At 72.6% G+C, this 9,549-nt stretch carries 11 protein-coding genes; 7 read left to right on the top strand and 4 right to left on the bottom strand.

What is annotated here, in order from left to right:
* Positions 1-107 precede the first annotated feature (107 nt).
* The 5 genes from ACFHW1_RS09865 (at position 108) to ACFHW1_RS09845 (ending at position 3,517) form a co-directional block, all read left to right on the top strand.
* Positions 108-269: a hypothetical protein gene (locus ACFHW1_RS09865; RefSeq protein WP_416615268.1), complete on the top strand. Its 162-nt coding sequence runs from the start codon at positions 108-110 to the stop codon at positions 267-269.
* A 108-nt stretch (positions 270-377) separates the two neighbouring features.
* Positions 378-818 (top strand): hypothetical protein, encoded by a 441-nt coding sequence (locus ACFHW1_RS09860; protein WP_416615266.1) that lies wholly within the window; start codon positions 378-380, stop codon positions 816-818.
* Entirely contained in the window at positions 815-1,228 is a 414-nt protein-coding gene (locus ACFHW1_RS09855; protein ID WP_416551993.1) for a phage holin family protein, read from the top strand. Before ACFHW1_RS09860 ends, ACFHW1_RS09855 begins: the two co-directional genes overlap by 4 nt.
* Before the next feature lie 52 nt (positions 1,229-1,280).
* Positions 1,281-2,006: a DUF3618 domain-containing protein gene (locus ACFHW1_RS09850; protein ID WP_416551992.1), complete on the top strand. Its 726-nt coding sequence runs from the start codon at positions 1,281-1,283 to the stop codon at positions 2,004-2,006.
* An 89-nt stretch (positions 2,007-2,095) separates the two neighbouring features.
* On the top strand, positions 2,096-3,517 hold the full coding sequence (locus ACFHW1_RS09845) for a PQQ-binding-like beta-propeller repeat protein (RefSeq protein ID WP_416551991.1): 1,422 nt from the start codon (positions 2,096-2,098) through the stop codon (positions 3,515-3,517).
* Positions 3,518-3,551: 34 nt separating this feature from the next.
* On the opposite strand, the gene hisC is transcribed toward ACFHW1_RS09845, so the two are convergent.
* The 3 genes from hisC to hppD form a co-directional block, all read right to left on the bottom strand.
* Positions 3,552-4,637, bottom strand: a complete 1,086-nt coding sequence (gene hisC, locus ACFHW1_RS09840) for a histidinol-phosphate transaminase (RefSeq protein WP_416615265.1) — start codon at positions 4,635-4,637, stop codon at positions 3,552-3,554.
* A 14-nt stretch (positions 4,638-4,651) separates the two neighbouring features.
* On the bottom strand, positions 4,652-5,560 hold the full coding sequence (locus tag ACFHW1_RS09835; RefSeq protein WP_416551989.1) for an RDD family protein: 909 nt from the start codon (positions 5,558-5,560) through the stop codon (positions 4,652-4,654).
* A gap of 144 nt (positions 5,561-5,704) precedes the next feature.
* Positions 5,705-6,922: a 4-hydroxyphenylpyruvate dioxygenase gene (gene hppD, locus ACFHW1_RS09830; RefSeq protein ID WP_416551988.1), complete on the bottom strand. Its 1,218-nt coding sequence runs from the start codon at positions 6,920-6,922 to the stop codon at positions 5,705-5,707.
* 130 nt (positions 6,923-7,052) lie between these two features.
* Here hppD and ACFHW1_RS09825 point away from each other — a divergent pair, with 130 nt between their 5' ends.
* Positions 7,053-7,553: an Lrp/AsnC family transcriptional regulator gene (locus ACFHW1_RS09825; RefSeq protein ID WP_416551987.1), complete on the top strand. Its 501-nt coding sequence runs from the start codon at positions 7,053-7,055 to the stop codon at positions 7,551-7,553.
* On the opposite strand, the gene ACFHW1_RS09820 is transcribed toward ACFHW1_RS09825, so the two are convergent.
* A complete protein-coding gene (locus tag ACFHW1_RS09820; RefSeq protein WP_416551986.1) occupies positions 7,537-8,211 on the bottom strand; it encodes an ArsR/SmtB family transcription factor in 675 nt (224 codons plus the stop codon). The two genes, ACFHW1_RS09825 and ACFHW1_RS09820, sit on opposite strands and share 17 nt — an antisense overlap.
* A gap of 83 nt (positions 8,212-8,294) precedes the next feature.
* Between ACFHW1_RS09820 and ACFHW1_RS09815 the strand changes: the two genes are divergently transcribed.
* Complete coding sequence (locus tag ACFHW1_RS09815) at positions 8,295-9,542, top strand: MFS transporter (RefSeq protein ID WP_416615264.1); 1,248 nt, start codon at positions 8,295-8,297, stop codon at positions 9,540-9,542.
* Positions 9,543-9,549 lie beyond the last annotated feature (7 nt).

The raw sequence follows: 9,549 nt of genomic DNA, 5'->3' as shown, positions 1-9,549 counted from the left end.
GCTGGGACACCCGGCCGACAACCCGCCGACTCAGGTAACGCCTATTGCCGGTCGCTCTAAGTGCTGTAAATCCATCCGACCCGGATGGAGTCGAAGGGGGTGTCCGTATGCAGGCGCAACACACGACGTCGCCACCCGGCGGGGGCGGCCCGCACCAGATGCGGGAACAAGCAGGTCAGGCGGGCCACGAAGCGGCGCAGGAGGGCCGCCAGTTGGCCAGCCAGGCGACCGAGCAGGGCAAGAAGGTGGTGAACGAAACCGGCCGGTAGGCTCGCAACCTCGTCGGCGAGGCGACCTCGCAGCTTCGGGAGCAGGCCAGCACCCAGCAGCGCCGAGCCGCCGACGGGCTGCGGACGATCGGCAACGAACTGCAGGAGATGGCGGACAAGGGCCAGCCGGACGGCCTGGCGGGCGATTTGGCGCGCCGCGCCTCCGACGCCGCCCAGCAGGCCGCCGGCTGGCTGGAGAACCGGCAGCCGGGTGAGCTGGTCGACGAGGTGCGGCAGTACGCCCGACGGCACCCGGGAACCTTCCTCGCCGGAGCGGCCTTCGCCGGGCTGCTCGTTGGCCGGCTCAGCCGCAGTCTCAGCGGCGGTCAGACCGGCTCCGGCCAGCAGAACCAGCAGGACAGGGGCGGTGACGGGCACCGGCTGGGCGCTGGCGACGGGTTCGCCGCGCCTTCGCCGGTCGCCCCAATCGGTGGCGAGTACGGGCAACCGCTCGCGGGCGAGCGCCATCCGAGCGTGAGGTACGGCGATGGCCGCTACCCCGATGGGGACGGCTACCCGGGCTCGTTCGGCGGTGGGGTGAACCGATGAAGTCGATGCAGCGAGACCAGGCTGTGGTTGGGGACGGACGTGCGCAGGCCTCCCTCGGCGAGTTGCTGGGCGAGGTTTCTACCGATCTGTCCACTTTGTTGCGTCAGGAAGTCGAGCTGGCAAAGGCAGAGCTGCGGCAGGAGGCAGGTAAGGCAGGCCGGGCCGGGGGGATGTTCGCCGGGGCGGCGATCGCCGGCCTGCTGACCCTGTTCTTCCTCTCACATGCGCTCTGGTGGGGGCTGTCGAACGTGATGGACCAGAGCTGGGCCGCGTTGATCGTGGCGGCGGTGTGGGCGGTGATCGCGGCGGCCCTGCTGACGATGGCGCGCGGCCGGGCCCGGGAGATCCGTGGACTGCCTCGCACGATGCAGACCGCTCGGGAGATACCCGACGCGGTCCGGGGCCACTAGGTCCGGGAACTACCAGCGGGACCGTCGACCACAACAGGTGAGGGAGTCTGACATGTACGACGATCCAGAGCAGATCCGCCAGCGGATCGAGGCAACTCGTGGCGAACTGAGCGACGATGTCGACGCGTTGGCGTACCGCGCGCGGCCCCGACAGATCGCCAACGACCAGATGGACCGGGTCCGCAGCCGGGTCCGGGGCCGGATCGCCCGGCTGCGGGACCGGGTGATGGGCAGCGCGGTCGACGTCCGCGACACCACCACCCACCGGGCGTCCGACCTTGGCCATCAGGTCGCCGGGCAGGCGCAACACGTAGGCTCAGCGACGAAGGATACGGCGCAGCATGCCGGTGCGGCGACCAGGAACATGGGGCACCAGGCCGCGGAGGGCCTCTCGCACACCGCCGAGGCGGCGGCAGACCGGGTCCGGCACGTGCCGCAGATGACCCGGGAGCGGACCGAGGGCAGTCCGTTGACGGCCGGGCTGGTGGCGTTCGGGGTCGGGGCGCTCGCTGCCGCGTTGCTGCCCGCCAGCGGCAAGGAACGGCAGCTGGCCCAGCAGGCGAACCAGCAGGCGATGGAGCACTCCGGGCAGGTCAAGCAGAAGCTCGGCGAGATGGCGCATCAAATGGGGGACAATCTGCGGGAACCGACCCAGCAGGCGGCCGAATCGGTTCGTTCAACGGCTACCCAGGGCGCGTCGTCGGTGCGGGACCAAGGCATGGCCGCCGCGCAGCACGTGCAGGGCCAGGTGCGCCACGGCGGCGACGGTCACCAGTAGGGGGTGGCCGTCGGCGGGTCGGCCGGAGGTGTTGCGCAGGAGGCCGGCGACCGTTGTCCGGTTCGGTATCGTGCGGGGGGAGGTGCCCGATGGCCGAGCCGGCGAGCAACACCCAGCACCCAGCGGACGCAGCGGACCTGTCGGCGCACCGCGCCGACGGGCAGGCGAACCCGGACGAGACGCAGCCCGACGGGCGACGCCCATGGTGGCGGTCCCGCCCACGCTGGCAGCTGGTCACCGCCGGGTTGCTGGCCGGGGTGGTCGTCATCGCCGCCGTGACGGTCGTCGCCTGGCGGGTGCTGGCCCCGGCCGAGGTGGTCACCCCGGCCGGCTACCAGCCGTCCCCGCCGACCGCCGAGCCCGGCCCGGTGGCCGAGCTCTCCGCCGCGCCGCTGCTGGTCGACGGACGGTTCCGGGTGTACGCCACCACCCGTCAGGTGCGCGCCGACGGCCCGATCGACATGCGTACCCAGGTGACCCCGGCCTGGTCGTTCCGGCGCTGGCCGGAGCAGCTGACTGGTGTCGTCGCGACCGGCACCACCGTGGTGAGCCGCTGGACGGACGGCGGACTCGTGGCGATCGACGCGGTCAGCGGCGAGGTGGCGTGGCGGTCCGCCGGCCCACAGCCAGCCGACTCCGGGTACGCCGGTCGGCGTACCGGGGCGCAGACCGTCTACGCGCCGTCCGGGCTGCACACCGCGGTCAGCGGCACCGACGGCCGGTCGGTGGTGGTGGCGCACGGCGAGTCCCAGCTGACCGGGTTCGACGCCGCGACCGGTCGGGAACTGTGGCGAACCATGCTGCCCGGCCAGGGCGACGCCTGCCGGAACGCCGGTTTCAGCACCACCGGCGGCCGGTTCGCCCTGGTCAACAACTGCGCCGCCCCGCCGACGGTGGAGTTCTACGCCGTGGCGACCGGGCGGCTGGCCGCGACCTGGCAGCCGGAGGGGGCCGGTCCGGGGCTGGCCGTGGAGCCGATCGGCTGTGCGGCCGCCCGTTCCACCTGCGGTGCGCTGCGTACCACCGGGGCGGGACAGTCCCGGGGCTGGCTGGTTGACGGCCCGGAGCCGGTGCCGGCGCCGCCGCTCGACCCGGTCGACGCGATGCTGGTCGACGGGATGGCGATCCGACTGGACGCGGCCGGGGACACGCCGGCGGTGGTGGCCGAAGCGGTACGGACCGGTGAGCAGGTGTGGCGGCGGCCGATTCCGTCGACGGCGGCACCCGGTCCGGGCGGCACCGGTAACCGGTTGCTCGCGGTGCAGCCGGGTCGGGCGCACCTGCTGACCGCCACCCGGGAGTTGATCACCCTGGACGCGGCGACCGGCGCCGAGTTGTCCAGCTTCGTGCTGATCCTGCTGAGCGAACTGTCGACCGACTGGGTACCCGGCTACGTCTACGCGCAGGACGGCTTCGTGGCCGTCGAACGGCTACGGCTGCCGGTCGACCCGGACGCCGACGACGGCCGCTACTACCGGCTGCAGGAGGCGGTGATCATCGCCCGCACCTGAGATGCCGGCCCCCGGACGGCTTTCACCCGTACCGTCAGAGCGCCGCTTCGGCGGCCGCCAGGAACGCGTCGTTCTCGGCCGGCGTACCGATGGTCACCCGGACCCCGTCGCCCGCGAACGGGCGCACGATCACCCCGCGTGACTCGCAGGCCGCGCCGAACGGCACCGCACGCTCACCCAGCGGCAGCCAGACGAAGTTGGCCTGACTGTCCGGCACGTCCGGCACCAGTCTGCGCACCGCGTCGGTGACCCGGGTCCGCTCGGCGATCACCAGATCGCACCGGCGGCGTACCTCGTCGGCCTGGTCGAGCGCGGCCAGCGCCGCCGCCTGCGCCAGCGCGTTGGTGCCGAACGGGGTGGCCACCTTGCGTACCGCCGACGCGACCTCGGGATGTGCGACCAGGTAGCCGACCCGCAGCCCGGCCAGCCCCCACGCCTTGGACAACGTGCGCAGCACCACCACGTTCGGCCGGTCACCGTAGACGGCCAGGCCGTCGGGTACCTCGGCGTCGGTGACGAACTCCCGGTACGCCTCGTCCAGCACCACCAGTACGTCGTCGGGCACCGCGTCGAGGAACCGGTCCAGCTCGGCCCGGCGAACGCTGGTGCCGGTCGGGTTGTTCGGGTTGCAGACCAGCATCAACCGGGTCTGCCCGGTGACCGCCGCAGCCATCGCCGGCAGGTCGTGGCCGTGGGTCGCGGTGTTCGGCACCCGCCGGCTGCTCGCCGCCGTGGTAGCCGCGATGATCGGGTACGCCTCGAACGACCGCCACGAGTAGACGACCTCGTCTCCGGGCAGGCAGGTGGCCCGGACCAGATGCTCGCAGAGCGCCACCGACCCGCAGCCGGTGACCACCCGCTCCGCGGCCACCCCGAGCCGTTCGGCGAGTGCTGCCCGCAGCGCCAGTACTCCCATGTCCGGGTAGCGGTGCGTCGACGTCGCCGCCTGCGTCACCGCCTCGACGACGCCGGGCAGTGGCCCGTACGGCACCTCGTTGCTGGCCAGCTTGATCGCCTCTGGCAGGCCGAGCTCCCGGGCCAGGTCGACCGGGCTGCGCCCCGGCACGTAGCTGGGCAGCGCGTCAAGGTCGGCGCGGGTCAAACCGAGCGAGGGGGGCATCGGGGGGCCTCCTGTCATGCGGAGCTTCCGGGGGTGTCGCGGTCCGTGCCCGGACCGCCGGTCCGGCCGCCGCCGGGGCCGGCGGCGGCCGCCGGCACGCCGGGCGGCAGCTGCACCACCACGGTCTGCGCCGACTTGTCGTGCAGCGCCTGCCGCAGCGGCCGGTCGAACAGCAGGTAGACGCAGTCGATCAGCTGAAGGATGAAGCCGACGCAGCAGATCCACAACAGGGTGGGCAGGCCGAGGGTGTTCCACCGGCGGAACGACCGGGCGAAACCGAGCTGGCCACCCGGCTCGACCGGCACCACCTTGATCCCGGCCAGCCGCTTGCCGAGGGTCTGGCCGGTGTTCGCGACCGCCGGCACCTCGTACGCCCACCAGATCGCCGCCGCCAGCAGGATGATCACCATCTGCAGCCCGGAGGCACGCTCGGTGACCTGCGGTAGCCCTTCGGTCGACCGGTCATTGGCCAGCGATCGCCGCCAAATTTCGCTGAACGTGGGCCAGGTCTCCACCACGTACTGCCAGACGAACCAGCCGTTGATGAAGATGTTGAGCAGCAGCACCGCGCCGATGTCAATCAGCCGGGCGGCCAGCCGCGCGCCGAGCGGCGCCAACGCCATCCCCTGCGGCCGGGGCTCCGGCGGCGGCAACTGGTAGCCCGCCCAACCCGGCGGCGGCGCCGCCGGGTAGTCCGGCGGCGGAGGTGGGTAGCTCTGCGCCGGGTAGCTCGGCGGTTGCGCCTCCGGCTCGGCCGGTGACGGCGGCCCGGCGGATGCCGGTGGCTCCTCGGCCGGTGGCGGCCCGTCCGGCGGGGTGACGTCGGCCGGCAACGGCGCACCGATCCACCCGCCGCCGTCCCAGTAACGCTGGGTGGTCGGGTCTGCGGGGTCCTTGTACCAGCCGGGCGAGATCGACGTCACCGGGCGGACCCCGCGGTGCAGCCGGTCGACCGGGGCGGACTGTGCATGCTCACCCTGGCACCTTAACGACCGGCCCGGCCGGCACCGCAGCCTGTCGACGGTCCACCGGCCGCCCATCCGAGTTCCTGGGTCGCCGGTTCGGGTTCAGAGGTTGCCCCGGCTCTCCTGCTCCCGTTCGATCGCCTCGAACAGCGCCTTGAAGTTGCCCTTGCCGAAGCCGAGTGACCCGTGCCGTTCGATCAGCTCGAAGAAGACCGTCGGCCGGTCCTGCACCGGCTTGGTGAAGATTTGCAGCAGGTAGCCGTCCTCGTCCCGGTCGACCAGGATCCGGCGGGCCTTCAACTGCTCGATCGGGGCGCGGACCTCACCGATGCGGGCCCGCAGCGCGGGGTCGTCGTAGTACGAGTCCGGGGTGTCCAGGAACTCCACCCCGGCGGCCCGCATCGCGTCCACCGACGCCAGGATGTCGTTGGTGGCCAATGCGATGTGCTGCACCCCCGGCCCGCCGTAGAACTCCAGGTACTCGTCGATCTGCGAGCGGCGGCGGGCCACCGCCGGCTCGTTGAGCGGGAACTTCACCTTGCGGCTGCCGTTGGCGACGACCTTGCTCATCAACGCCGAGTAGTCGGTGGCGATGTCGTCACCGATGAACTCGGCCATGTTGGTGAAGCCCATCACCCGCTGGTAGAACGCCACCCACTCGTCCATCCGGCCCAGCTCGACGTTGCCGACCACGTGGTCGACCGCCTGGAAGAACCGCTTCGGCTGCAGGCCGGCGTCGACCAACGGCGTACGGTCGACGATCGGTGGCCGGGCCACGAAGCCGGGCAGGAACGGGCCGTCGTAGCCGGACCGGTCGACCAGGGTGTGCCGGGTGTCGCCGTACGCGGCGATGCTGGCCATCCGTACGGTGCCGGCGCTGTCGGTGAGGTCGGCCGGGGCGGCCAGCCCGGTCGCGCCCTGTGCCAGGGCGTGCGCGTACGCGGCGTCCACGTCCGGTACGGCGAGCGCGATGTCGGCCACCCCGTCGCTGTGTCGGGCGACGTGCGCGGCGGCTGAGGCGTCGGCGTGCCCCGCCCCACGCAGCACGAACCGGGCGGCGCCGCTGGTCAACACGTACTCGGCGTGGTCGCGGAAACCCTGCTCCGGGCCCCGGTAGGCGACGCAGGTCATGCCGAACGCGGTGGAGTAGAAGTGCGCCGCCTGCTTGGCGTTGCCGACCAGGAAGGTCAGGTGGTCGACGTCGTGCACCGGGAACGGGTCGCGGCTCTCAGCGGCAACGGTGGCGGCGGTGTCACCGGTCGTGGCGGTGTCACCGGTCGCGGTGGAGGTGGCGTCGCGGGAATCGGTCAGGTAGGTCATGATCGTCCTCCCTTGGGGCCGGCCGATCGGGTCGCCATGGCCGGTAACGGCAGGATGGGCGATTCATCCCCACTGGGCAACCGCCTCGTCAACGGCTGGGCAGGCTGACCACTCGGTAGGGTCGAGGCCCATGGACACTGAACAGAATGTCCAGCTCGATCAGCTGGACGCTGAGCTGATCGCCCTACTGACCACCGAGCCGCGGATCGGGGTGCTGGAATGCTCCCGGCGGCTGCGGGTGGCCCGCGGCACCGTGCAGGCCCGGCTCGACAAGCTGATCGACCGAGGGGTGATCAACGGCTTCGCCCCGCAGGTGTCACCGGCCGCGATCGGTTTCGTGGTGACGTCGTTCGTCACCCTGGAGATCGGCCAGCGGCACGGGCACGACCCGGTCGCCGAGCACCTGCGCGCCATCCCGGAGGTGCTGGAGGCGCACACCATCAGCGGCTCCGGTGATCTGATGTGCCGGATCGTGGCCAGGTCCAACGCCGACCTGCAGCGGGTGCTGGACCAGATCCTGGCGTACGACGGGATCCGCCGGGCGTCAACGATCATCGCCCTGGCCGAGCAGATCCCGTACCGCGTCCTGCCGTTGGTGCAGGCGGCGGCTGACGTCACGGGTCGGCGCTGAGCGCAGCGCCCAGCGCGGTCCGCTCGTAGCGGACCTCGCGGCCGGTGCGGGTCCGGCGCACCAGACCGGCCTCCCGCAGCACCGCGAGCTGCCCGCCGACGGTGCCCACCGCCACGCCGAGCTGGGCGGCCAGCTGGCTGGTGGTGGCCGGCACGGCGAGCGCCCGCAGCACGGCAGCCCGCCCCGACCCGGTCAGCCGGTCCAGCCCGTCGGCGGCCCGGTCGGCGCTCGGCAGGCCGAACAGGCCGGCGACGCCGCGCGCCCGGTAGCCGATCGCGTACGGCCACGGTGGATCGAGGTGCAGGCTCAGCGCACCGAACACGGTCGGGGTGCGGGGGATCTCGTCCCGGGCCCGGTCGTTCGGGGTACGGCGGACCACGGCGAGCTGGTCGGCGAAGGTCAGCCCGACCCCGTCCGGCGGCGGCTGGACGAAGTCGGCGTTGTAGCCGTTGCGGTGGTACAGCGCCCGGATCGCGGCGATGCCCGGCTGGGTGCGGCGCAACGCGGCGTACCGGTCGCGGTGCCGGTGCACCCAGGGCAGCAGCGGTCCGGCGGTCTGGACCCCGGCCAACAAGCACAGCGCGGTCATCGTCTCGCCCAGCGGGGAGATCGCAAACCGGCTGGCCGCGACGTCGGCCGGGCTCACCTCGATCCGCATCCGGCCGCTGTCCACCTCCCGCGACTTTTCGCCCTGCGCCGAAAGGTTACCGCCGGTCGGCGTACCGGCGGCATGCTTCGACGGTGACCACTCCCACCACCACCACCACCACCAGCGCACCGCCGATCGACCGGGCCACCTTCCGGGACCTGTTCGCGGTCGGCGAGTTCCGGGCGCTCTTCGCCAGCTACGGCATCTTCATGATCGGCGAGACGGTGAAGATGCTCGCCCTGTCCGTGCTGGTCTACCAGCGGACGAACTCGCCGCTGTTGGCCGCGCTGGCCTACGTCGCCGGATTCCTGCCCAGCGTGGTCGGTGGGATGTTCCTGCTGGCGTACGCCGACCGCTGGCGGCCCCGGGCGGTGATGGTCGGCTACGACCTGATCCGGGTGGTCACGGTGGTGGTGCTGGCGATCGGGGTGCTGCCGCCGGTCGGCGCGCTGGCGTTGGTGTTCACCGTCGGGCTGGTGTCGCCGGTGGCGGCGGCGGCCCGTACCGCGCTGCTGCCGGATCTGCTGGCCGGCGACCGGTACGTGCTGGGCCGGGCGTTGTTCACCATCACCGCCGGGGCCACCCAGGTCCTCGGGTTCGCCGTCGGTGGCGCGCTGATCGGCCTGCTCGGGCCGTACGGCGCGCTCTGGGCCACCGCGGTGACCTGCCTGACCTCGGCGGTGCTGATCCGGTTCGGGTTGTCCGACCGGCCGGCCCGGGTGGTGGGGGCCGCCGCGACCGGTGGCGCGGTTCGCGAGACCTGGCGGGTGAACCGGCGGCTGCTCGCCGACCCGCCGGTACGCGGTCTGCTGCTGGCCACCTGGCTGCCAGGCGCGCTGCTGGTTGGCGCGGAAGGGGTGGTGGTGCCATACGCGGGTGGCGAGGCTGCCGCCGGGGCGCTGTTCATGGCCGGCGCCGGCGGGATGCTGCTCGGTGACCTGGTGGTCGGGCGCTGGGTGGCGCCGGCCCGGCGGGAGTCGTTGACCCCGTGGCTGGCGCTGCTGCTCGGGGTGCCGATGCTGGCCTTCGTGGCCGATCTCGGGCTGCTGGTGGCGGCGGTGCTGTTCGGGGCGGCGACGTTCGGGTTCTCGTACCATCTGGGGTTGGCCCGGCGGTTCCTGGACGCGGTGCCGGCGGACCGGCGCGGCCAGGCGTTCGGGTTGTCCCACATGGGGATGATGACCGGGCAGGGGCTGGCCGCCGGGGCGGCCGGGCTGGTCGCCGAGTGGGTCACGCCGGGGCTGGTGATGGCCGGTTTCGGGGCGCTGTCGCTGGTCGCCACGCTGCTGCTGTGGCGACAACTCCGGGTACCACGCATGAATGTCCCCCGACACGCCTAAAAGCCGC

It is taken from the genome of Micromonospora sp. LOL_014 (genome assembly GCF_048060245.1).
Taxonomy (GTDB): domain Bacteria; phylum Actinomycetota; class Actinomycetes; order Mycobacteriales; family Micromonosporaceae; genus Micromonospora_E.
The sequence above is the reverse complement of the archived record's forward strand: the minus strand, read 5'-3'. Positions and strand labels throughout refer to the sequence as shown.

What these genes read in the sequence shown, in the direction of transcription:
- ACFHW1_RS09865 (WP_416615268.1), top strand. Translation starts at nt 108, where the DNA reads ATGCAGGCGCAACACACGACGTCGCCACCCGGCGGGGGCGGCCCGCAC.
- ACFHW1_RS09860 (WP_416615266.1), top strand. Translation starts at nt 378, where the DNA reads ATGGCGGACAAGGGCCAGCCGGACGGCCTGGCGGGCGATTTGGCGCGC.
- ACFHW1_RS09855 (WP_416551993.1), top strand. Translation starts at nt 815, where the DNA reads ATGAAGTCGATGCAGCGAGACCAGGCTGTGGTTGGGGACGGACGTGCG.
- ACFHW1_RS09850 (WP_416551992.1), top strand. Translation starts at nt 1,281, where the DNA reads ATGTACGACGATCCAGAGCAGATCCGCCAGCGGATCGAGGCAACTCGT.
- ACFHW1_RS09845 (WP_416551991.1), top strand. Translation starts at nt 2,096, where the DNA reads ATGGCCGAGCCGGCGAGCAACACCCAGCACCCAGCGGACGCAGCGGAC.
- hisC (WP_416615265.1), bottom strand. Translation starts at nt 4,637, where the DNA reads ATGCCCCCCTCGCTCGGTTTGACCCGCGCCGACCTTGACGCGCTGCCC.
- hppD (WP_416551988.1), bottom strand. Translation starts at nt 6,922, where the DNA reads ATGACCTACCTGACCGATTCCCGCGACGCCACCTCCACCGCGACCGGT.
- ACFHW1_RS09825 (WP_416551987.1), top strand. Translation starts at nt 7,053, where the DNA reads ATGGACACTGAACAGAATGTCCAGCTCGATCAGCTGGACGCTGAGCTG.
- ACFHW1_RS09820 (WP_416551986.1), bottom strand. Translation starts at nt 8,211, where the DNA reads ATGCGGATCGAGGTGAGCCCGGCCGACGTCGCGGCCAGCCGGTTTGCG.